Raw genomic sequence first — 22,204 nt, 5'->3', positions numbered from 1 at the left:
TGAGCCATGATCAAACTCTTCAGTTCAATACTGCTTGGGTTTTGAGAAAACCCTAAACTTGGCTCAGCAATCGCAAAACTTTCAAATTAATGAAAGGTAACTCTCGAATTAACGAGTGTTGCTTTGTGATGCTGATAATCAGTTGACTATCAGTCTTACCTCACAAGCACCCACACGAATTGCTTGATTCAGTTGTTAAAGAACAGTTGGTTAAGCCTTTCGTCTCAACCGAGGCGCGCATTCTACAGCAGCCTCTCTATCTGTCAAGCTGTTTTTCGAATTTGTTTCCGGAGAAACTTCTTTCTACTCAACCACTTGCGCCTTCGATCTGAACTTCTTCTCTCCAGCGGGAGGCGCATTCTACAGCGTTCAAAACCGCTGTCAACACCTCTTTTCTACCGCTTTCGATCCATTCGACCGAACCACCAACAGGACTAAACCACCACCCTGTCGACCGGCGCGCATTCTACACGCCAGATCCAGCTTTGCAAGCCCTTCATTCAACTTAACTTATTGATTAACAAGAAGTTTTTGAAGCGCTTCATCGCTGAAGTGGCGCGCATTCTACATCCAGCAGAATGCGCGTCAAGCTTTAATTGCAGTTTTATTACTCAGCCTTGAGGGTGATACGCGCAAAGGCCTTCTTGCCGGCCTGACAGACATGAGCAGAACCCAGCTTGAACAGGAAGGTGCGATCAACCGCTTCACCATCGACGCGCACGCCCCCCGAGCCCAACAGGTCGCGGGCAACCGCAGCATTTTTCACCAAGCCTGCCTTATTAAGGACGGACGAGATCGGCATATCTTCAGCCGATACCAGTTCGACCTCGGGCAGATCTTCCGGCAGCTCGCCATCCTTCATACGGTTGCCAGCGGAACGGTGAGCATTGGCCGCAGCCTCTTCACCATGAAAGCGCGCCACAAGCTCTTCGGCCAGCTTGATCTTGATATCACGCGGGTTCGCGCCCTGCTCGACATCGCGCTTGAACTGCTCGATCTCCTCCATGGAGCGGAAGCTGAGCAGCTCGAAGTATCGCCACATCAGCGCATCAGGCATGGACACGAGTTTGTTGTACATCACACCCGGCGCTTCCTGGATGCCCACGTAGTTGCCCAGAGACTTGGACATCTTCTTCACGCCATCGAGACCTTCCAGCAACGGCATGGTGACGATGCACTGCGACGCTTGCCCATAGGCTCTCTGCAACTCGCGCCCCATCAGCAGATTGAACTTCTGATCGGTGCCGCCCAGCTCGACATCGGCCTTCAGCGCTACGGAGTCATAGCCCTGCACCAGCGGATAGAGAAACTCGTGAATGGCGATCGGCTGGTTGCTGCTGTAGCGCTTATCGAAGTCATCACGCTCCAGCATGCGCGCCACCGTGTACTGCGACGTCAGACGAATGAAATCGGCAGGCCCCATCTGGTCCATCCAGGTGGAGTTGAAGGCCACCTCGGTCTTGGCCGGGTCGAGAATCTTGAAGACCTGCTGCTTATAGGTCTCGGCATTATCCAGAACCTGCTCACGGGTCAACGGCGGACGAGTAGTGCTCTTACCGCTGGGGTCGCCGATCATTCCGGTGAAATCCCCAATCAGGAAGATCACCTGGTGGCCGAGCTCCTGGAACTGACGCAACTTATTAATAAGGACGGTATGGCCGAGATGCAGATCTGGAGCAGTCGGGTCGAAACCCGCCTTGATCCGCAGCGGCTGACCACGCTTGAGCTTTTCGACCAGCTCAGCCTCAACCAGAACCTCTTCCGCACCGCGCTTGATCAGCGCCAGCTGCTCTTCAACCGACTTCATAAAATGACTCACAATGACCTTGTTCAAAAGGGAACCAACCATACAAGAACGCCGACAAATCACAAGTTTTGCTCAGCGTAAGGCAGACCATGCTCCGATCATCATCTGCAGGGTTGCCTCCCGGCGGTTTTGGTTATATTTTATACAGTTAGTGCATATTCATCATGCTCTTCTTTTAATCTTCATCTTTTCACTTCAAAAAGCAGCCCTATGACCTCTACATCTAAAGCGCCGCCACTCTATCCAAAGACCCATATTCTTGCAGCGAGCGGCGTGGCCGCGCTGCTCAGCCTTGCCCTCCTGGTTTTTCCTTCGCGTGAAGTCGAGGCACAGAAAACCTTCATAGACCTGGATCTGGGCAACGATGCCGAGATGGTGCTGCAGGAAAAGGATGACCTCCGAGCGGGACTACCAGTACCAGGCGCCGCCTCGCCATTCGCCGAGATCGAGCAAGGCACCGACACCGCCGAAAACAGCGCACAAGACGCTGACGAAGACCTCCTAGAAACAGCTGACTCCTCTCCTCCCGCCGATCCCAACCACCACAACATCACGGTCAGTAATGGCGATACGCTTTCCACCGTGTTTGCCAAGGTCGGCTTGAGCGCCAACGACCTGCATGAGGCTCTGAACAGTAATAAAGAGGCCAAACAATTCAGCCGCCTTAAAGTGGGCCAGGTGCTGGATTTCGAGCTGAACGAAGACGGCAAGCTGAAAAGCCTGCAGAGCAAGCTCAGCGACCTGGAAACCATTCGCCTGAGCCGTACCGATAAAGGCTTCGATTTCCAGCGCGATCAGGTCAAGCCTGAGGTGGTCACCGCTTACAGCCGTGGCGTGATCAACAGTTCGCTGTTCCTCTCCGCCAAACGTGCAGGCCTGTCGCATAGCCTGACCATGGACCTGGCCAACGTATTTGGTTACGACATCGACTTCGCCATGGATATTCGCGAAGGGGACGAGTTCGAAGTGATCTACGAAGAGAAGGTGGTCAACGGCAAACGTGTCGGTACCGGCAATATTCTCTCGGCGCGCTTCACCAACCGCGGCAAGACTTACACCGCCGTGCGCTACACCAGCAAGCAAGGCATCACCAGCTACTACAACGCCAATGGCGAGAGCATGCGCAAGGCATTCATCCGTACGCCGGTGGACTTCGCTCGCATCAGCTCGCGCTTCTCCACTGGGCGCAAGCACCCGATCCTGAACAAGATTCGCGCGCACAAGGGTGTCGACTATGCCGCGCCACGTGGCACGCCGATCAAGGCTGCCGGTGACGGTCGCGTAACACTGGCAGGTCGCAACGGAGGCTACGGCAATACCGTGATCATCCAGCACGGCCAGCGCTACCGTACTCTTTATGCCCATATGCAGGGTTTTGCCAAAGGTGTTCGCAATGGTTCGAACGTCAAGCAAGGCCAGATCATCGGTTACATTGGCACCACCGGGCTCTCCACCGGCCCTCACCTGCACTATGAATTCCAGGTCAACGGCGTACACGTAGATCCACTCAGCCAGAAGCTGCCGATGGCCGACCCGATTGCAGCGAGCGAAAAGCAACGCTTTATGCAACTGAGCAAGCCGCTGATGGCGCGCATGGACCAGGAAAAGACCACCATGCTAGCCGCTAACCAGCAGTAAGCCGTGCCCCTCTATATTGGTGTGATGTCCGGCACCAGCCTGGACGGGCTGGACATCGCGCTGATCGATCAGGATCAGCGCCCCAAACTCCTCGCAACGCTCTACCGCCCCATGCCAGAACAACTACGTAGCGACCTGCTGGCGCTGTGCACCTCGGGCGATGATGAGCTGGCGCGCGCAGCTATCGCAGAACAGCGCTGGGTCGAATTGGCCGCTGCCGCCATCAACGAACTCCTGCAGCAACAGAACCTTACCGCACAGCAGATTCGCGCCATCGGCAGCCATGGCCAGACCGTGCGCCATGAGCCTGCACGCGGCTTCACCATTCAGATCGGCAACCCGGCACTGCTGGCCGAGCTCACCGGGATTTGCGTGGTCGGCGATTTTCGTCGCCGCGATGTGGCAGCCGGCGGCCAAGGCGCTCCCTTGGTGCCTGCTTTTCACCACGACCTGTTCGGCAACAGCCAACGTCATGTCGCCGTGCTCAATGTCGGCGGCTTCAGCAACCTCAGCCTGCTTTCGCCCGGCCAGGAGGTTCTGGGATTCGACAGCGGCCCTGGTAACGTTCTGCTCGATGCCTGGATTCAGTATTGCCAGGGCCTGACCTATGACCGTGACGGCGCCTGGGCATCCAGCGGCAAGGTAGACGCCGCGCTACTGTCGCGACTACTGAGCGATCCCTTCTTCGCCACCCAGGGTCCGAAGAGTACCGGCCGCGAGCTATTCAACCTCGACTGGCTGCTGGCCCATTTGCATGGATCACCGCGCCTGGCCAACGAAGATGTACAGGCGACCCTGGTAGAACTCACCGCACACAGCATCGTCAGCGCCTTGCGCAACGCGCAAGCTCACACCGGCGTCCTGCTGGTGTGTGGCGGCGGCGCTCACAACGCTTGTCTGATGAAGCGCCTGAGCGAGATGCTGCCTGAAACCGAAGTCAGCAGCACCGCAGCTGCAGGTGTTGACCCGGACTGGGTCGAAGCCATGGCCTTCGCCTGGCTGGCGCATTGCGCCCTTGAGGGCATTGCTGGCAATCGCCCGAGCGTGACCGGAGCCAGCGGCCTGCGCGTGCGCGGCGCCATCTACCCGGCCTTAAAACGAAAACGCCGCGCTAGAGCGCGGCGTCTGTAATCAGGCGAAGCATTCAGATCGAGAAGGACGACCCGCAACCACAGGTGGTGGTGGCGTTGGGGTTCTTGATCACGAAGCGCGAACCTTCCAGCCCCTCCTGATAGTCCACCTCGGAGCCCGCCAGATACTGGAAGCTCATGGCATCGACCACCAAGCTTACACCTTCACGCTCGACGATGGTGTCATCCTCGGCTACTTCCTCATCGAAGGTGAAACCGTACTGAAAGCCCGAGCAGCCGCCGCCCGTGACGAACACGCGCAGCTTCAGGCGCGGATTGCCCTCTTCATCGACCAGGTTCTTCACCTTGCCGGCCGCGCCCTGGGTGAAGTGCAAGGGGGCAGGGGTGAAGGTTTCGACGCTCATTCTGGACTCCCGGCGCTATGCGCCATACTGCTTTGGGCGTGCATTATCCGCTTGCCCGACGAAATTGGTCAACTATTGCTCGATTTCCAGCGTCGCCGGAAGCTCGAGTGGCCGCTCACCATCCTTGAGGTGACAGAGGCGCCCTTCGATCTGCGCCCCCATGGCCATCTCCATCAGGCCGTAATGCAGGTTACCGCGAACCCGGGAGCGCGAGCCTAGTTCCAGATGGCCGCTGGCGAACACATCACCATTCACCTCGCCATCGATCACTATATGGGGTGCACGTATCTCACCTTCAACCAGGCCGCCCGCGCTCACGCGCACCAGACCTTCGGTAGCCAGCAGATTACCGGTGACCCGACCATCCACTTGCACTGCGCCCTGAAAGCGCATGTCGCCTACCAGCTCAGCGCCAGCGGCAATCAGGCTGGTCTTACCGCTGAAACGCTGCAAGTCGGGTTTGGTCTTGTCTTTACTCCACATGAGTGGCTATCGCTCCTGATTTTATCCATTCGAATGTACGGCTCAGCGGCTTGTCGCCCTCGACCTCCGCCTGAACCTTGACCTGACGCGGCTCGAAGCCCTCAGGTAGTTGTAGTTCGCCAAAACGACCCGCCTCGGGGAAGGACTGGAAGTGCCTGAAAGAGAACGCAATGCTGCTCTCGCTGACCTCATCGGACAGCGCCGCCAGCTCCAGCGCAGCCGGCTTACCGTTTTGCTGCCCCTCGATCGTAATGCGCAAACGCCCCTGCAATGCCTCATCACTGGCGCCGACTCGGCTCATCAGCAATTTGTAGCGGAATCGTAACGGCACGTCCGTGGCTTGCAACTCAAAGGCGCGAATGCGGATGCCTTCACGCCGACTGGCAGGTGCCAGCACACCTTTGTAGAAGGCCAGGTCCTGCTGTTGCTTGAAGATCTGCTCCTCCAGCAACTTGATGGTGCGACGATTCTGCTCCATGGCTTGCTGAGTGACTTTGTCGCTACTACCGACCACAGCCAGACGCTGGCGTAGCAGTTCCAGCTCCTGCTCCTGTTCGGCAACGCGAGTCAACAACGCATATGGCTCTTCGGCTGCCTGCGTAGGCTGCACTTGTGGCCAGTACCAACCCAGGGCAAAGGCCGCCGGCACAGCGAGCACCAGCAGCAGTTGCAGCCAGCGACGCCTGCGCTCACGGCGCGGATCGCTGAGGCGGACCTCCCAGCCAGGTATCACGGCAGCAGGGCCGCGTGCGACAGGCCGAGGCGCTCGTCGAGACCGAAAAGAATGTTCATGTTCTGCACCGCCTGACCGGATGCGCCCTTGACCAGGTTGTCGATCACCGAGAGCACCACCACCAGATCGCCGCCTTGCGGACGGTGCACGGCGATGCGGCAAACATTGCCTCCGCGCACGCTACGGGTTTCCGGGTGGCTGCCCGCCGGCATGACATCGACGAACGGCTCGCCGGCGTAACGCTTCTCGAACAGCGCCTGAAGATCGACCGAGGTATCGGCCACGCGTGCATAAAGGGTCGAGTGAATGCCGCGAATCATCGGCGTCAGGTGCGGGACGAAGGTCAGGCCAACATCACTACCAGCAGCCTGGCGCAGCCCCTGGCGAATCTCCGGCAGGTGGCGATGGCCCTTGACCGAGTAGGCCTTCATGCTTTCACCTGCCTCGCAGAACAGCGAGCCGACGCTGGCGCCACGGCCCGCGCCGCTGACGCCGCTCTTGCAATCGGCGATCAGGCTGCCGGCATCCGCCAGCCCGGCTTCGAGCAGCGGGATCAGACCGAGTTGAGTCGCGGTCGGGTAGCAACCGGGGACGGCGATCAGGCGCGCGGTCTTGATCGCCTCTCGGTTGACCTCGGGCAGACCATATACCGCCTCACTCAGCAGCTCGGGCGCGCCATGAGGCTGGCCGTACCACTTGGCCCACTCCTCGGCGTCCTGCAAACGAAAATCGGCGGACAGATCGATCACTCGCGTGCCTGCGGCCAGCAGTTCACCCGCCAGCGCGTGAGCCACGCCGTGGGGGGTGGCGAAGAACACCACGTCACAGGCGCCCAACGTGGCTACGTCCGGCACGCTAAAGGCCAGATTCGGATAGTGACCGCGCAGGTTGGGGTACATCTCATCAACGCGCAGGCCGGCCTCGGAACGGGAAGTGATCACGGTCACCTCTGCCTGCGGGTGTTGCGCCAGCAGACGCAGCAGTTCGACACCGGTGTAGCCCGTGCCGCCGACGATACCGACCTTGATCATCACATGCCCCTTTGCAAAAGCCATTGGAAAGCTGCCGATGATAAAGCCGCATCGGCCAAGCTCCAACCACGGAGGTGACGCAGGGCGTCAGCTGCCTCTACTATCGAGGCCATTTTTCAGCGCGGGAAGCGAAAATGCTCTATCTCTGGCTCAAGGCTCTGCACATCATCGCCATGGTCTGCTGGTTCGCCGGCCTGTTCTATCTACCGCGTCTGTTCGTCTATCACGCCATGAGCAGCGACGCCGCCAGCCACGAACGATTCTGCATCATGGAGCGCAAGCTGTATCGCGGCATCATGATGCCGTCGATGATCGCCACCCTCGGTCTGGGCATCTGGTTGCTCAGCCTCAACTCGGCGTACTACTTCACGCAAGGCTGGATGCACGCCAAGCTTACGCTGGTGGTGGCCCTGGTGATCTATCACCACCTCTGCGGGGCTCAGCTCAAGCGCTTTGCTCGCGGCGAGAACAGCCGCAGTCACGTGTTCTATCGTTGGTTCAATGAAGCCCCGGTACTGGCACTGCTGGGCATCGTCATCCTGGTCGTTGTCCGCCCCTTCTAAGGAACTCGCCATGTCTCTGCCTGCCCTGCTCGAAGAACGCCTGCACCTGCCTTTGGTAGCTGCACCGATGTTTCTGGTGTCCAACCCGGCGCTGGTCAGCGCCTGCTGCAACGGCGGCATTGTCGGCAGCTTTCCGGCGCTGAACCAGCGCGAGAGCGCCGGTTTCGCCGCCTGGCTCGACGAGATCGAAGCCAGCCTGGCGACCAACGCCGCACCCTACGCCGTCAACTTGATCGTGCATGACAGCAACCCACGCCTACAGGCGGATCTGGCCATCTGCGTCGAACGCCGCGTGCCAATCGTCATCACCAGCCTGGGCGCGGTGAAGGAAGTGGTCGATGCCGTGCACAGCTATGGCGGCCTGGTGTTCCATGACGTGACAACCCGCCGCCATGCCGAAAAAGCTGCCGAGGCTGGCGTGGATGGCCTGATCGCAGTGGCAGCTGGCGCTGGCGGCCACGCCGGCACCTGGAGCCCCTTCGCCCTGCTGGCCGAGATTCGTCAATTCTTCGACAAGACCGTGCTGCTGTCAGGCTGCCTCAACCACGGCCACGAGATCCTCGCGGCACAACTGCTCGGTGCCGACCTGGCCTATATGGGCACCCGCTTTATCGCCACCCAGCAAAACAATGCCTCCGAAGACTACAAGCACATGATTCTCGGTGCCCGGGCCGCCGATATCATCCATACGCCGGCTGTGTCCGGTGTGCCGGCAAGCTTCATGCGCCAGAGCCTGCAGCAGGCCGGCTACGACTTGAAGCAGCTGCAGAACAAGGCCGATATCAACTACGGCGAGAAGCTCAAGCCGATGGATGAAGAAGCCAAGGCCTGGAAGACCGTCTGGTCGGCCGGCCAGGGGGTCGGTGGCATTGACGACCTGCCATCGGTGGAGGAGCTGATAGCGCGCCTCGACCGCGAATATCGCGCCGCACTCTCGCGCAGTCAGCAGTTGGGGCAATACTGGCCGCGATGAAACGCCGCCACCTGCTCGGTCTAAGCGCGCTCGGTCTACTCGGCGGTTGGGCGTTGCGCCCAACTGATCGCGGTCGTGAGCATGACGCCTACTTCGCCGAGCTCAACCGGCAGTTGCAGCGCGATAGCGACGGCATCCCTACCCTGCTGCTCGACCTTGATCGCCTAGACGCCAACGCCGACCTGCTGGCCGCAAGACTGGGCGGCCGCCTCCAGCTGCGCCTGGTCGCCAAGTCGCTGTCCAGCACCGGCCTGCTGGAATACCTGGCCAAGCGCCTGCAGACCCAGCGTTTCATGGTCTTTCATCAGCCACAGCTCAATCGCCTGGCCAGGAGCTTTCCACAGGCCGATCTGCTGCTTGGCAAACCTTTGCCGGTAGCTGCAGCCCTGAACTTCTATCGCCAGCTTGCGTATCATCTGGATTTCGATCCCGACCACCAGGTGACTTGGCTGATCGACAGCCAGCAACGTCTGGTGCAGTACAGTGAGCTGGCCAAGGCGCTGGGGCGACCGCTGCGCATCGCACTGGAAATCGACGTTGGCCTGAAGCGTGGAGGTTTCGCCACGCCGCTGGCATTGGCTCAGGCGCTACAGCTGCTTCGCCAGCAGCCGGCACTGCGACTGCAAGGGCTGATGGGTTATGACGCGCACGTCGCGCACAGCCCGCCCTGGCAGAACCCGTTGCGAGCATTCAGCGAGACCGATGAGCGCTATCGACTATTCATCAGCAGCGCCCAGCAATTCAGCGATCTTTGGCCGGCAAAGCCGCTGCTCAACGGTGCTGGCAGCCTGACCTACCCGCTGCACAGCCAGCAGGAGACTTCGCTCAATGAAGTCGCTGTCGGTTCAGCCCTGCTCAAGCCCGCGGAGTTCGACACGCCACTGCTGGAGGAGCATCAGCCAGCCCTGTGGATCGCCAGCCCCGTGCTCAAGGCGGTCGACGGCGCCCTGCCCTATCTGCAACCGCTGCAACCTTTGATCAGTGCCTGGAACCCCAACCGCGAGCATGCGTACTACCTCTATGGCGGTCGCTGGCCGGCGCAGCCTGTTTCACCTGCGGGGCTCGACTACGACGACCTGTATGGCCGTAGCGCCAATCAAGAGCGCCTGATCGGTGGTAACGGTGCACAACTGACGAGCAACGACTGGGTATTTCTGCGCCCAGCGATCAGCGAAGGCGTGTTGGGTGATTTCAGCGAAATACGTCTACTACGCCGCGGCCAACTGGTCGGCCGCTGGAGCACAATAGGCAACGCCTGAAAAATGCCAGCCCATGGCGCCTCAGGCCGCTTGTATATTGGCCACGCGGCACTCTAGGCTTATGCCTCGCCTGAGTTGACCAGGCACTTTGCTCCCCCACCCTTCCCGCCGACAAGGAAGCTCGCATGAACCCACCGCGTTACAAGATCGTGTTCGACGGCCAACTGATGCCCGAGGCGTCATTGGAAATGGTCAAGACAAACCTGGCACGCCTGTTCAAGAGCGACCTTGCTCGTATCGACGGTCTGTTCAATGGAACGCCGGTGGCGCTCAAGCGTGATCTGAGCGAAAGCGAGGCAGGGCAGTACCTCAGCGCCCTGCAGAAGGCGGGTGCCAACGTGCGCATAGAGCTGGATCAGGCCGCCAGCCTGAGCCTGGTGCCGACCGAAGCTGAAACCGAGCAGGCTGCGGACGCGGCCACACCGCACATGACCTGTCCCAAATGTGGTCATCAGCAGGCCAAGGCGAGCGAGTGCTCCGCCTGCGGCATCATCATCGAGAAATACCTCGCCCGTCAGGCTCAACTGGCCGAAGCTGCTCCAGCCACAGCGCCTGCCGCAGCGACTGCATCGCCCTATGCGCCGCCACAGGCGAATGTCGCCGAACAATTGCCGCAGTACTCCGAGCTCAAGGTCCTCGGCGTCAGCGGCCGGATCGGCCGCGTGCGTTACCTCGGCTGGCTGATGGCGATGACACTGTGCTTCATCCCGATCATGTTGATCGGTACCGGCATTGCAGCGATGTCCTCGACCCTGGCCATGCTGGCGCTGGGCATCGTCAGTATTGCCGCGGTGGTGATCGGTATCTTCATCGGCGTGCAGCGTCTGCATGATATCGGTTGGTCCGGCTGGTTGCTGCTGGTGCACCTGATCCCGGTAGTCGGCAGCGTGTTCGCCCTGCTGATGCTGATCATCCCGGGCACTCAAGGCGTCAACCGCTACGGCCCGCCACCGCCCCCCAACAGCACCGCAGTCAAGGTACTGGCCTGGTTGTTCCTGCTCATCCCCATCAGCGGCATCGTCGCTGCCATCGCCATTCCCCAGTATCAGGGCTATGTCGAGCGCGCCGCCGAGTATCAGGAGCAGTAATTCCCGACCATGCGCAGCTATGCATTGATCACCGGCGCGTCCAGCGGCATTGGCCTGGCCTTGGCCGAAGCCCTGGCACGCCGGGGGCGCAACCTGATCCTGGTGGCGCGCCGGCGTGATGCGCTGGAAAGCATCGCCTGCGAGCTGGCCCAGCGCTTCGGCGTCGAGGTGCTGTTTCGACTCTGCGACCTGAGCGAGCCGCTGCAACTGTCCGGCCTGTTGCTGGAGCTTGAGGAAGGCCAGTGGCACGTCGACCTGCTGGTGAACAACGCCGGCCTTGGCTGCGCAGGTCCGTTCCTGGAACAGGACTGGAGTCGCGAGCTGGAGCAACTGGAAGTCAACGTGCTGGCGTTGACCCGCCTGTGTCACGCACTCGGTCAGCGCATGGCCGAGCACGGCAGCGGGCAGATTCTCAACGTCGCCTCGGTCGCGGCCTTTCAGCCCGGCCCCTGGATGAGCAGCTACTACGCCAGCAAGGCCTATGTACTGAATTTTTCCGAGGGTTTGCGCGAGGAGCTGAGAGGCCGCGGCGTGCGTGTATCAGTACTCTGCCCTGGCCCGACCCACAGCGCCTTCTTCCGCGCCGCGCAGATGGACGTCGCGCGGATCGCCGGCAGCAAGCTGATGATGAGCGCGGAGGAAGTCGCGCTGATCACGGTTCGCGCACTGGAAAAGAACCGCGCCATCATCATTCCCGGCTGGCGCAACCGCCTGCTGGCCCTGAGCCCACGCCTCGGACCGCGCTGGCTGGTGCGCAAGCTCAGTGGTCGCCTGACCCGTCCCTTCACCGGCGCCTGATTGGCTGTTCAGCCGGCATTGACCGTCCGCCCATCGGCCCACTCCCGCAGCGCCATCAATCGCTCTGCCATCACCACCGACAGCGGCGCCGTGCTTTGTAGTGCGCGTAGCAGCAAGCCCTGATCGACCGCCTGCTGCTGCGCCTGACCTGCGTAGAGCGCACTGACCACCGCCTGCTCGATCTCGGCGCCGGAGTAGCCCTCGCTGGCAGCAGCCAGTTGCGCGAGATCGAAGGTGCCTGGCTCCAGTTCACGGCGCTGCAGGTGGATACGGAAGATGTCGGCCCGCACCTCGGCACTGGGCAGGTCGACGAAGAACAGTTCGTCGAAGCGCCCCTTGCGTACCAGCTCGGGCGGCAGACGGTCGATGGCATTGGCCGTGGCCACCACGAACACTGGAGCCTTACGCTCGGCCATCCAGGTCAGCAGGGTGCCGAGTACCCGCTGGCTCACGCCGCCATCGTGGTCGCCACTGGCAAGCCCTTTCTCCACCTCGTCCATCCACAGCACGCAGGGTGCCATCTGTTCGGCCAGACGCAGCGCCTCGCGCAGGTTGCGCTCGGTCTCGCCGAAGAACTTGTTGTACAGGCAAGCGAAATCCAGACGCAGTAGCGGCAAGCCCCAGAGTCCGGCCACTGCCTTGGCCGCCAGGCTCTTGCCGCCGCCCTGTACCCCGACCAGCATCACGCCTTTCGGCGCATCGAGGAGCTTGCCCTCGAGAAAGCCAGCCTGACGTTCAGCCAGCCAGCGTTTGAGATTGACCAAACCGCCGACTTCGGCGAAGCGTGCAGTGTCGTATTCGAAGCTGAGCACGCCCTCCAGATCCAGCAACTGGAACTTGGTCTTGTTCAGTTCGGGGATGTCTTCCTGAGTGATCGCGCCGTCGTCGCAGATCACGTTGCGCGCCAGCGCGCGTGCCTCGGCATGGCTCAGGCCGCGCAGATTCTTCACCACCTGCTGCAGCGTGCGGTTATCGGTGCGCACGCGGGCGCCGCGATTGCCCTCGCTCCAACGCGTCGCCTCGTCACGTACGATGCCCAGCAGTTCGTCTTCCGACGGCAGCGCGAGACTGAAACGTGCCGCGAAACGCTGCACTTCAGCAGGCAGTTTGAGCGCATGCGACACCAGCACCAGCGTCGGCTTGTGCGCTGCCTCGCTCATGGCGATTTCCTTGAGCAAGCGCACCAGCCTGGGGTTGTCATCAAGGAAGGGATGCAGGTCGCACATCACGTAGAGGTTCGGCTGCAGATCGGCCTTGATCATGCGCAGCGCCGCTTCCGGCTCAAGGGTCGGTGACTCGTCCACCGACGCGCCACCGAAGCCCAGCCGCTGCAGGCCCTCGGTCACTGACCAGGTATGCAGGCCGAGACCGCGCTTGATCGCCAGACCAGTCAGGGTTTCCAGCACGCGCAGCTCGTCCCAGGACTCGATCACCACCAGCTTGACCTTGGAGTCCAGCACCAGCCCAAGATCATGAATATCGTTCTTCAACACCGACTCCTTGTGAGATTTGGCCAGCCAGGCACGCAGGGTTACCATCCGCGGTTTAACAGAATCGAGAACTTACAGCATGGGCCGCCTGAACACGCAGATCGTGGCCGGAGGCATCACGCCGTGCAAGTGCTGAACGCGCGTCACATCACAGTATCCATGACCATCGCGGCCGGCCTGCTGGTTAACCTGCCGGCCGTCGCCATTGAAACCATCAGCGACCCGTTGCCCAGCGGTGCCCGAGGCCCCGAGATGGTAGTGATTCCAGCTGGCGAGTTTCGTATGGGGGATGCCAGCGGTCGTGGCAATGACAACGAGCGCCCGCCACGGGCGATTGCGTTCGATCAACCGTTCGCCATCGGCCGCTACGAAGTCACCTTCGCCGACTGGCAGAAGTACGCCGACGCCAACGAATTGCCCATGCCTGACAACGAGGGTTGGGGCCTTTCGGCGCAGCGCCCGGTGATTCATGTGTCCTGGCGCGACGCTCACGCCTACACCCAGTGGTTGTCACGCGAGACTGGCGCGCGCTATCGCCTGCCAACCGAAGCCGAATGGGAGTATGCAGCGCGTGGCGGCAGCCAGAGCTACTACTGGTGGGGCGACCAGCTCGACAGTAGCGAGCAGGCGCCACGCGCTCACTGCCGCGGCTGCGCCAGCTCGCGCCTGTTACGCAACAAGACGGCAGCCGTCGGCCAGTTCCCGGCCAACGGCTTCGGCTTGCATGACACCGCGGGCAATGTCTGGGAATGGACGGCCTCGAACTTCACCCAGCGCTTCGATGGTAGCGAAACGCAGAGTGCCAGCTTGCTCGACAACAGCCCGCGCGTAGTGCGAGGCGGCGCCTGGAACAGCGGCCCGGTCTATCTGCGCAGCAGCATGCGCGACCTCAAGCAACCGCATCACCGTGACTATGCGCTGGGGTTTCGCGTGCTGCGCGAGCTGCCCTGAGCGCGGACGACCTGGCGACTTTGCAGTAAACTAGTCAGCTTGTTTCTTCTGGAGGTGCCTTATGGCCAGCGAACGCCAGTATTCCCCCGTCGACCGCCTGCTACTGCAAGCCGATGCCGCGCTGCGCACGCTGTTGCCATTCAGCGGTGCCTCGGGCCGCCCCTCGCCCGCCATCGTGCAGAACGACAGCGAGCTGAGCAGCGAGGAGTCGCGTCACGTAGCCGGTCTGATGCGCATCAACCACACCGGCGAGGTCTGCGCCCAGGCGCTCTATCAGGGTCAGGCGCTGACCGCCAAACTGCCGGAAGTGCGTAGTGCCATGGAGCATGCGGCCGACGAGGAAATCGACCACCTGGCCTGGTGCGAGCAGCGCATCCGCGAACTGGGTAGCCACCCGAGCGTGCTGAACCCGCTGTTCTATGGCCTGTCCTTCGGTGTGGGCGCCGTCGCCGGCCTGGTCAGTGATCGCGTCAGCCTGGGTTTCGTCGCTGCCACTGAAGATCAGGTTTGCAAACACCTGGATGAGCATCTGGAACAACTACCCGAGCACGACACCAAGTCGCGCGCCATCCTCGAGCAGATGCGCGTCGACGAACAGCAACATGCCAACAGTGCCATGGCAGCCGGCGGCGTGCGTTTCCCGGCACCAGTCAAGTTCGGCATGACCTTGCTGTCGAAGGTCATGACCAAGAGCACCTACCGCATCTGAAACGAACGAGGGCGCCAATCGGCGCCCTCGTCATTTCCAGCGGACCTCAGCCCAGCTCAACGATTTCGTAGTCGTGGCTGATGTCCACACCGGCACGGCCCAGCATGATCGAGGCCGAGCAGTACTTCTCCGCCGACAGCTCCACCGCCCGCTTCACCTGAGCCTCTTTCAGCCCACGGCCCTTGACCACGAAGTGCAGGTGGATCTTGGTGAACACCTTGGGCTCCTCGCCTGCACGCTCGGCATCGAGGAACACTTCGCAGCTTTCTACCGGCTGGCGGCCCTTGCGCAGAATGCTGACCACATCGAAGTTGCTGCAGCCACCGAGGCCAATCAACAGCATCTCCATCGGCCGAACACCAAGGTTACGTCCACCGGCATCGGGCGGGCCGTCCATCACCACGGCATGGCCACTACCGGACTCGCCGAGGAACAGAGCTTCACCGGCCCATTGCACACGCGCTTTCATCGTTCTTGGCTCCCAGAGTGGAAAAGTCCGGCAGATTAGCACAGCCGGGCAGCAGTCCGATGTTCGTCGGTTACGCTAAAGTTCCGCCGGGTTATGTTACCCAGGTCGCAAAAAAGACCCCACTCATAGCGTGTCTGTTAAGCTGACGTCGGATTGCTGGCACACTTGGCCGGATAACAAATAAGAAATTGCCGTTGGACAAAGGCCTTCATTTTTTCATATTCGGGACTCGGGCATGGTTGCTATTACCCTTACACCTAAAATCAAGAATCTCGACAAGCTTCTCGCGCACTGTCATCGCCGCCGCTACACCTCCAAAAGCACCATCATCTATGCAGGTGATCGCTGCGAAACCCTGTTCTTCATCGTCAAGGGCTCGGTCACTATCCTCATCGAGGACGACGACGGGCGTGAAATGATCATCGCCTATCTGAACTCTGGCGATTTTTTCGGCGAGATGGGGCTGTTCGAAAAGGATGGTTCAGAGAAGGAACGCAGCGCCTGGGTGCGCGCCAAGACCGAATGCGAAGTAGCGGAAATCAGCTACGCCAAGTTCCGCGAACTGACTCAGCAAGACCCTGAAATCCTGTTCGCCCTCGGTAGCCAGATGGCCGAGCGCCTGCGCAATACCACGCGCAAGGTCGGCGACCTGGCCTTCCTCGATGTCACCGGCCGCGTCGCGCGCACTCTGCTCGACCTGTGCAAGCAGCCAGATGCCATGACCCATCCGGATGGCATGCAGATCAAGATCACCCGCCAGGAAATCGGCCGCATCGTCGGTTGCTCGCGCGAGATGGTCGGCCGTGTACTCAAGTCGCTGGAGGAACAGGGCCTGGTGCACGTCAAAGGCAAGACCATGGTGGTCTTCGGCACCCGCTGAAACCAGCCCAATAAAAAGCCGGCTTGATCGCCGGCTTTTTCATGCGTGCTATTCGGGGTCGGTGCCGATCACGGCTGGCCGTCCGCGCTCGGGAAAGAACAGGCGCTGCAATTCACTGCCGGGACTTTCCGCGCGCATGAAGGCTTCGCCGACCAGGAAGGCGTAGACCTCGTTGATCTCCATCAGCTCAACATCGGCGCGATTGAGAATGCCACTCTCGGTGACCACCAGGCGGTCACGCGGAATGCGTGGCAGCAGGTCGAGAGTGGTTTCCAGGCTGACATCGAAGGTATGCAGGTTGCGGTTGTTGATCCCCACCAATGGTGTGTCCAACGTATTCAGCGCCCGCTCCAGTTCGGCGCCGTCATGCACCTCGACCAGCACGTCGAGGCCGACATCCTTGGCAACAGAGGCCAGCTCGGCCATGCGCACGTCATCCAGGCAGGAGACAATCAGCAGCACGCAGTCGGCGCCCAGTGCGCGCGCTTCGACGATCTGATACGGATCGACCATGAAGTCCTTGCGGATCACCGGCAGCGCACAGGCAGCACGGGCCTGCTGCAGGTACTGGTCGGCGCCCTGGAAGAAATCGATATCGGTCAGCACCGACAGGCAGGTCGCGCCTCCCGCCTCGTAACTCCGGGCGATATCCGCCGGGACGAAGTCGGCGCGCAGCACGCCCTTGCTCGGCGAAGCCTTCTTGATCTCGGCGATCACCGCCGGCTGCTTGCGCGCCGCCTGCTCCAGCAGCGCGCGGGCGAAACCTCGCGGAGCGTCGGCACTGCGTGCAGCAGCCTCGGCCTCGGCCAGGCTGACCTGGGCACGGCGCGCGGCCACTTCCTCGAACTTACGGGCGACGATCTTCTCCAGTACGGTTGGTACGCTCACCCTTCGTTCTCCTGTTTGAATACCGCGGTAAAGGACACCAGCTCCTCCAGTTTCTCGCGCGCCAGACCGGTGTGCAGGGCGTCGTGCGCCAGTTGCATGCCTTCACGCAGGCTGCTGGCATGATCCGCAGCGTAGAGAGCCGCGCCAGCGTTGAGCACGATCATGTCGGCAGCCTTCTGGCCATTATCTGTCTTGCGCCGACCGAGAGCGTCGCGAATCAGTTCCAGCGATTGCTCGGCATTGTCGACGGTCAGCCCGATCAGGCTCTGGCTCTTGATGCCGAAATCTTCGGGCTGGATACGGTACTCGCTGACCACGCCATTCTTGAGCTCGGCGACGAAGGTCGGCGCAGCCAGGCTGACCTCGTCCAGACCATCCTGCGCATGCACCACCAGCACGTGCTCGCTGCCCAGACGCTGCAGCACTTCGGCCATCGGCCGGCACAGCGCCTGGCTGAACACACCGATGACCTGATGCTTGGCGCCCGCCGGATTGGTCATCGGGCCGAGCATGTTGAAGATGGTGCGCAGGCCCAGCTCGCGGCGTGGGCCAATGGCATGCTTCATCGCGCCATGATGCGACGGGGCGAACATGAAGCCGACGCCAACGCTCTCGACGCAGCGCGCCACCTGCTCGGGCTTGAGCCCCAGGTAGACACCGGCGGCCTCCAGCAGGTCAGCACTGCCGCTCTTGCCGGACACCGCACGGTTGCCGTGCTTGGCCACCTTGCCGCCCGCCGCCGCGACGACGAAGGCCGCCGCGGTGGAGACGTTGAAGATGTTCATGCCATCGCCACCGGTGCCGCAGGTGTCGACCAGGCGCTCGGCGTCGATTTCCACTGGCGAGGCCAGCTCACGCATGACGCTGGCGGCACCGACGATTTCGTCGATGGTCTCGCTCTTCATGCGCATGCCCATGAGAAAGGCGCCGATCTGCGCGTCGGTGCATTGGCCGGTCATGATCTCGCGCATGACCGCCTGCATTTCCTCGGTGGTCAGATCGAGTTGGGCGACGATGCGGTTGAGGGCTTCCTTGATGTTCATACGCGCACGCCTCCGGTCTGCTTGAGGAAGTTGGCGAACAGTTCGTGGCCCTGCTCGGTGAGGATGGACTCAGGGTGGAACTGCACACCTTCGATGTTCAGGGTCTTGTGGCGCAGGCCCATGATCTCGTCGACCGAGCCGTCTTCATGCTGGGTCCAGGCAGTGATTTCCAGGCAATCCGGCAGGGTTTCGCGCTTGACCACCAGGGAATGATAGCGGGTCACAGTGAGCGGGTTGTTGAGGCCGGCGAACACGCCCTTGTTCTCATGGAACACCGGGCTGGTCTTGCCATGCATCACCTGGCGCGCGCGCACCACGTCGCCGCCATAGGCCTGGCCGATGCTCTGATGGCCAAGGCAGACGCCGAGGATCGGCAGCTTGCCGGCGAAATGCAGGATGGACTCGATGGATACCCCTGCTTCGGTCGGCGTGCACGGGCCGGGCGAGACGACGATGCGCTCGGGCTTGAGCGCTTCGATTTCGGCGATGCTCAGTTCGTCGTTGCGAATCACGTGCACATCGGCGCCCAGCTCACCCAGGTACTGCACGACGTTGTAGGTGAAGGAGTCGTAGTTATCGATCATCAAAAGCATGGTACGGCTCCTCTTATTCTTGGGCCTGGACGGCAGTCTGTTCGGCGAGCGCAACGGCGCGGAACATGGCGCGGCGCTTGTTCAGGGTTTCTTCCCACTCCAGCGCGGGCACCGAGTCGGCGACGATGCCGGCGCCGGCCTGCACGTGCAGTTCGCCGTCCTTGATCACCGCGGTGCGGATGGCGATGGCGGTGTCCATGTTGCCGTTCCAGGCGTAGTAACCGACCGCGCCGCCATAGACGCCGCGTTTGACCGGCTCCAGCTCGTCGATGATTTCCATCGCGCGGATCTTCGGCGCACCGGACAGGGTGCCGGCCGGCAGGATGGCGCGCAGGGCGTCCATCGAAGTCAGGCCTTTTTTCAGCTCGCCGGTGACGTTGGAAACGATGTGCATGACGTTGGAGTAGCGCTCGATGACCATCTTCTCGGTCAGTTTCACCGAGCCGATTTCCGAGACGCGCCCAGTGTCGTTGCGGCCCAGGTCGATGAGCATCAGGTGCTCGGCGACTTCCTTGGCATCGGCCAGCAGATCTTCTTCCAGCGCCAGGTCCTGCTCCTCGGTGGCGCCGCGCGGGCGAGTGCCGGCGATGGGCCGCACGGTGACCAGGTTGTCTTCGACGCGCACCAGCACTTCCGGCGACGAGCCGACGACGTGGAAGTCGCCGAAGTTGAAGAAGTACATGTACGGCGTCGGGTTGATGCAGCGCAGCGCACGGTACAGGTCGATGGGCGCGGCCTTGAACGGAATCGACATGCGCTGGGAAATCACCACCTGCATACAGTCGCCAGCGAGGATGTAATCCTTGATGGCGCTGACCGAGCGTTCGTAATCCTCGCGGCTGAAGCTGGAGCGGAACGCCGGCTCCGCGCCTGCCGGCTTGTTCAGATCCACACCCAGACGCGGTGTGAACGGCTGACGCAGCTTGTGCAGGATGTCCTGCAGCTGCTGCTGACCACGCTCGAAGGCATCGCTCTCAGCCGGATCGGCCAGCACGATGGCGTGCATCTTGCCGGCCAGGTTATCGAACACCACCACGGCATCGGAGACGTTGAGCAGGATGTCCGGCGTGCCCAGCGCGTCGGGGTTCACCCCGGCGGCCAGTTTGGGCTCGACGTAACGCACGCTGTCGTAGGCGAAGTAGCCGACCAGGCCGCCATTGAAGCGCGGCAAACCAGCAATGGTCGGCACCTTGTAACGCGCCTTGAACTGCTCGACGAAGGCCAGCGGGTCGGCAGATTCGTGGCGCTCGACTTCGACGCCGTCGGTGGTGATCACCACGTCATGACCGTGCACACGCAGCACGGTGCGTGCCGGCAGGCCGATGATCGAGTAACGGCCCCATTTTTCGCCGCCCTGCACGGACTCCAGCAGGTAGGAGTTGGGCGCATCGGCCAGTTTCAGGTAGATCGACAGCGGCGTGTCGAAGTCGGCGATGGTTTCGCAGGCAAGCGGAATGCGGTTGTAGCCTTCAGCGGCTAAACGCAGGAATTCTTCATGGGTCATGATCAGCCTCATGGCTCGGGGTAAACGGTCGGGTGCAAACGGGCCGCGCAGCGGCGGCAGGACGAGATCAGGCGCGCCAGCGCCAACGGGCCAGGGCCTTGATCACTTTCATCCAGAGTTTGCAGCTAACCACCACGGTGCGATCTCGACAGGCGGGGGAATAATGAGAGCGGCCAAGGTAGCAGCTACACGCCAAGCGCTGCAAGCGGGGCAAAGCGTTAGCTTGGTAGGAGCGGATTTATCCGCGATCTCGATCGCCAGTTGCGCGGATAAATCCGCTCCTACAAAACAGCTGAAGATTCGTCAGAGCAACTCGGCGAGGCTATCGACCACCAGGTTCGGTTTTTCTTCGGCAATCGGGCGGCCATGGTTATAGCCATAGCTCACTGCGACGCAAGGCACGCCGGCTGCGTGGGCGGCCAGCACATCGTTGCGCGAGTCGCCGATGAACAGCGATTGCGCCGTAGTGACATCAGCCAAGCGCATCACCTGCAACAACGCAGCCGGGTCTGGCTTCTGCTGCGGCAGGGTGTCGCCGCCGATGATCCAGCGGAAATAGCCGCCCAGGCCGACCTGCTCCAGCAATGGCGCGACGAAACGCTCCGGCTTGTTGGTCACCACCGCCAGTTCCACGGCTGCAGTGCTGAGCGCCTCGAGCAGCTCGTGCACACCGGGATAGAGCGCGGTCAGGTTATGACAGTCGGCGTAGATATCGAGAAAGCGCGCCAGCGCCTCTTCCGTCTCGGCTTCACCCACGGCGGCGTGATCCAGACCACCGGCCAGGGCACGGCGCACCAACACCCGTGCGCCATTGCCAACCCAGTCACGGACCTTTTCAACGCCAGCAGGTGCACGCCCCATTTCGACCAGCATGCGGTCGACGGCTTCGGCCAGATCCGGCACCGAGTCGATCAACGTGCCGTCCAGGTCGAACATCACCAGGCGCGGCAACTCACCGCCGCATAGCTCGCGCAGCGGTTTCATCCACGCACCTGGGCCAGTTCGGCGCGCATGGCATCGATCACCGCCTTGTAGTCCGGCTGGTTGAAGATCGCCGAGCCGGCGACGAAGGTGTCGGCGCCCGCCTCGGCGATCTCGCGGATGTTCTGCACGTTGACGCCGCCGTCGATCTCCAGACGGATCTCGCGACCGCTGGCGTCGATCAGCGCGCGGGCTTCACGCAGCTTGTCGAGGGTGCCTGGAATGAACTTCTGCCCGCCGAAGCCGGGGTTGACGCTCATCAGCAGAATCATGTCGACCTTGTCCATCACGTACTTGAGCACATCGAGCGGGGTGGCCGGATTGAACACCAGGCCCGCCTTGGCGCCGCCCGCCTTGATCAGTTGCAGCGAGCGGTCGACGTGTTCGGACGCTTCCGGGTGGAAAGTAATGTAGCTGGCGCCAGCTTCAATGAAGTCGCCGATGATGCGATCCACAGGCTTGACCATCAGGTGCGCGTCGATGGGCGCAGTGATGCCGTACTTGCGCAGCGCCGAGCAGACCATCGGACCGATGGTCAGGTTGGGCACGTAGTGGTTGTCCATGACATCGAAATGCACGATGTCCGCCCCGGCGGCGAGCACGTTGTCCACTTCCTCACCCAGACGGGCGAAGTCGGCGGAAAGGATCGACGGGGCGATGGCGAAGGGTTGCATGGCGCACCTCTAAGGGCTTGGGTCACGGTGGCGCGCATTGTAACGGCTGCGGCGCCCTTGATCGACAAGCGCAGGAGACAGGACAGAGACCGTAGGAGGCGTTTTAGCGGCGAGCTTCTGGCTTTTATCGCGGCTAAAGCCCCTCCCACAATAG

The 22,204-nt window shown here is 61.7% G+C and carries 23 protein-coding genes; 10 read left to right on the top strand and 13 right to left on the bottom strand.

Annotated features, from left to right (window positions below):
• Positions 1-607: 607 nt before the first annotated feature.
• Positions 608-1,807, bottom strand: coding sequence for a tyrosine--tRNA ligase (gene tyrS / locus EGJ86_RS09485; RefSeq protein WP_125834917.1), 1,200 nt, complete (start codon positions 1,805-1,807; stop codon positions 608-610).
• Positions 1,808-2,017: 210 nt separating this feature from the next.
• Here tyrS and EGJ86_RS09480 point away from each other — a divergent pair, with 210 nt between their 5' ends.
• Positions 2,018-3,445: a peptidoglycan DD-metalloendopeptidase family protein gene (locus tag EGJ86_RS09480; protein WP_125834916.1), complete on the top strand. Its 1,428-nt coding sequence runs from the start codon at positions 2,018-2,020 to the stop codon at positions 3,443-3,445.
• A gap of 3 nt (positions 3,446-3,448) precedes the next feature.
• Positions 3,449-4,576, top strand: a complete 1,128-nt coding sequence (locus EGJ86_RS09475) for an anhydro-N-acetylmuramic acid kinase (protein ID WP_125834915.1) — start codon at positions 3,449-3,451, stop codon at positions 4,574-4,576.
• A gap of 13 nt (positions 4,577-4,589) precedes the next feature.
• Here EGJ86_RS09475 and erpA read toward each other — a convergent pair whose 3' ends face one another.
• From erpA to argC, 4 genes are all read right to left on the bottom strand, one after another.
• The gene (gene erpA, locus EGJ86_RS09470; protein WP_099525802.1) at positions 4,590-4,940 is read right to left on the bottom strand and encodes an iron-sulfur cluster insertion protein ErpA; all 351 of its coding nucleotides are present in this window, start codon (positions 4,938-4,940) and stop codon (positions 4,590-4,592) included.
• Positions 4,941-5,012: 72 nt separating this feature from the next.
• Positions 5,013-5,423 carry a polymer-forming cytoskeletal protein gene (locus EGJ86_RS09465; protein ID WP_099525803.1) on the bottom strand — a complete coding sequence of 137 codons (411 nt, stop codon included), beginning with the start codon at positions 5,421-5,423 and terminating at the stop codon, positions 5,013-5,015.
• A complete protein-coding gene (locus tag EGJ86_RS25080; RefSeq protein WP_256672400.1) occupies positions 5,413-6,156 on the bottom strand; it encodes a DUF6776 family protein in 744 nt (247 codons plus the stop codon). The genes EGJ86_RS09465 and EGJ86_RS25080 overlap by 11 nt, the downstream gene beginning before the upstream one ends.
• Entirely contained in the window at positions 6,153-7,187 is a 1,035-nt protein-coding gene (gene argC, locus EGJ86_RS09455) for an N-acetyl-gamma-glutamyl-phosphate reductase (protein ID WP_125834914.1), read from the bottom strand. The genes EGJ86_RS25080 and argC overlap by 4 nt, the downstream gene beginning before the upstream one ends.
• A gap of 134 nt (positions 7,188-7,321) precedes the next feature.
• Between argC and hemJ the strand changes: the two genes are divergently transcribed.
• From hemJ to EGJ86_RS09430, 5 genes are all read left to right on the top strand, one after another.
• Positions 7,322-7,750: a protoporphyrinogen oxidase HemJ gene (gene hemJ / locus EGJ86_RS09450; RefSeq protein WP_017362984.1), complete on the top strand. Its 429-nt coding sequence runs from the start codon at positions 7,322-7,324 to the stop codon at positions 7,748-7,750.
• Positions 7,751-7,760: 10 nt separating this feature from the next.
• Positions 7,761-8,723, top strand: a complete 963-nt coding sequence (locus EGJ86_RS09445; protein ID WP_125834913.1) for a nitronate monooxygenase family protein — start codon at positions 7,761-7,763, stop codon at positions 8,721-8,723.
• Positions 8,720-9,982 (top strand): alanine racemase, encoded by a 1,263-nt coding sequence (locus EGJ86_RS09440; protein WP_125834912.1) that lies wholly within the window; start codon positions 8,720-8,722, stop codon positions 9,980-9,982. The genes EGJ86_RS09445 and EGJ86_RS09440 overlap by 4 nt, the downstream gene beginning before the upstream one ends.
• 125 nt (positions 9,983-10,107) lie before the next feature.
• Positions 10,108-11,070: a DUF805 domain-containing protein gene (locus EGJ86_RS09435; RefSeq protein ID WP_125834911.1), complete on the top strand. Its 963-nt coding sequence runs from the start codon at positions 10,108-10,110 to the stop codon at positions 11,068-11,070.
• 9 nt (positions 11,071-11,079) lie between these two features.
• Complete coding sequence (locus EGJ86_RS09430) at positions 11,080-11,868, top strand: SDR family oxidoreductase (protein ID WP_125834910.1); 789 nt, start codon at positions 11,080-11,082, stop codon at positions 11,866-11,868.
• Positions 11,869-11,876: 8 nt separating this feature from the next.
• Here EGJ86_RS09430 and EGJ86_RS09425 read toward each other — a convergent pair whose 3' ends face one another.
• Positions 11,877-13,358: an AAA family ATPase gene (locus EGJ86_RS09425; protein WP_125834909.1), complete on the bottom strand. Its 1,482-nt coding sequence runs from the start codon at positions 13,356-13,358 to the stop codon at positions 11,877-11,879.
• Positions 13,359-13,481: 123 nt separating this feature from the next.
• Between EGJ86_RS09425 and EGJ86_RS09420 the strand changes: the two genes are divergently transcribed.
• Together EGJ86_RS09420 and coq7 are read left to right on the top strand one after the other, a co-directional pair.
• On the top strand, positions 13,482-14,309 hold the full coding sequence (locus EGJ86_RS09420; RefSeq protein ID WP_125834908.1) for a formylglycine-generating enzyme family protein: 828 nt from the start codon (positions 13,482-13,484) through the stop codon (positions 14,307-14,309).
• Between the two features lie 61 nt (positions 14,310-14,370).
• Positions 14,371-15,018 (top strand): 2-polyprenyl-3-methyl-6-methoxy-1,4-benzoquinone monooxygenase, encoded by a 648-nt coding sequence (gene coq7, locus EGJ86_RS09415; RefSeq protein WP_099525810.1) that lies wholly within the window; start codon positions 14,371-14,373, stop codon positions 15,016-15,018.
• A 46-nt stretch (positions 15,019-15,064) separates the two neighbouring features.
• Here coq7 and EGJ86_RS09410 read toward each other — a convergent pair whose 3' ends face one another.
• The gene (locus tag EGJ86_RS09410) at positions 15,065-15,487 is read right to left on the bottom strand and encodes an OsmC family protein (RefSeq protein ID WP_017675647.1); all 423 of its coding nucleotides are present in this window, start codon (positions 15,485-15,487) and stop codon (positions 15,065-15,067) included.
• A 235-nt stretch (positions 15,488-15,722) separates the two neighbouring features.
• On the opposite strand from EGJ86_RS09410, the gene crp reads away from it, so the two are divergent.
• Positions 15,723-16,367, top strand: a complete 645-nt coding sequence (gene crp, locus EGJ86_RS09405) for a cAMP-activated global transcriptional regulator CRP (RefSeq protein ID WP_106733180.1) — start codon at positions 15,723-15,725, stop codon at positions 16,365-16,367.
• 48 nt (positions 16,368-16,415) lie between these two features.
• Here the strand turns inward: crp and trpC are convergent, their stop codons facing one another.
• From trpC to rpe, 6 genes are all read right to left on the bottom strand, one after another.
• Entirely contained in the window at positions 16,416-17,255 is an 840-nt protein-coding gene (trpC, locus tag EGJ86_RS09400; protein ID WP_125834907.1) for an indole-3-glycerol phosphate synthase TrpC, read from the bottom strand.
• Positions 17,252-18,298 (bottom strand): anthranilate phosphoribosyltransferase, encoded by a 1,047-nt coding sequence (gene trpD, locus EGJ86_RS09395; RefSeq protein WP_125834906.1) that lies wholly within the window; start codon positions 18,296-18,298, stop codon positions 17,252-17,254. The genes trpC and trpD overlap by 4 nt, the downstream gene beginning before the upstream one ends.
• Positions 18,295-18,891 carry an aminodeoxychorismate/anthranilate synthase component II gene (locus EGJ86_RS09390; protein WP_125834905.1) on the bottom strand — a complete coding sequence of 199 codons (597 nt, stop codon included), beginning with the start codon at positions 18,889-18,891 and terminating at the stop codon, positions 18,295-18,297. Before EGJ86_RS09390 ends, trpD begins: the two co-directional genes overlap by 4 nt.
• Before the next feature lie 13 nt (positions 18,892-18,904).
• Positions 18,905-20,395: an anthranilate synthase component I gene (trpE, locus tag EGJ86_RS09385; protein WP_125834904.1), complete on the bottom strand. Its 1,491-nt coding sequence runs from the start codon at positions 20,393-20,395 to the stop codon at positions 18,905-18,907.
• Positions 20,396-20,698: 303 nt separating this feature from the next.
• Entirely contained in the window at positions 20,699-21,379 is a 681-nt protein-coding gene (locus tag EGJ86_RS09375) for a phosphoglycolate phosphatase (RefSeq protein ID WP_125834903.1), read from the bottom strand.
• The gene (rpe, locus tag EGJ86_RS09370; protein WP_070886142.1) at positions 21,376-22,050 is read right to left on the bottom strand and encodes a ribulose-phosphate 3-epimerase; all 675 of its coding nucleotides are present in this window, start codon (positions 22,048-22,050) and stop codon (positions 21,376-21,378) included. Before rpe ends, EGJ86_RS09375 begins: the two co-directional genes overlap by 4 nt.
• Positions 22,051-22,204 lie beyond the last annotated feature (154 nt).

Source organism: Pseudomonas sp. o96-267, from assembly GCF_003935465.1.
In the GTDB taxonomy this organism is placed as follows: domain Bacteria; phylum Pseudomonadota; class Gammaproteobacteria; order Pseudomonadales; family Pseudomonadaceae; genus Aquipseudomonas; species Aquipseudomonas sediminis.
The sequence above is the reverse complement of the archived record's forward strand: the minus strand, read 5'-3'. Positions and strand labels throughout refer to the sequence as shown.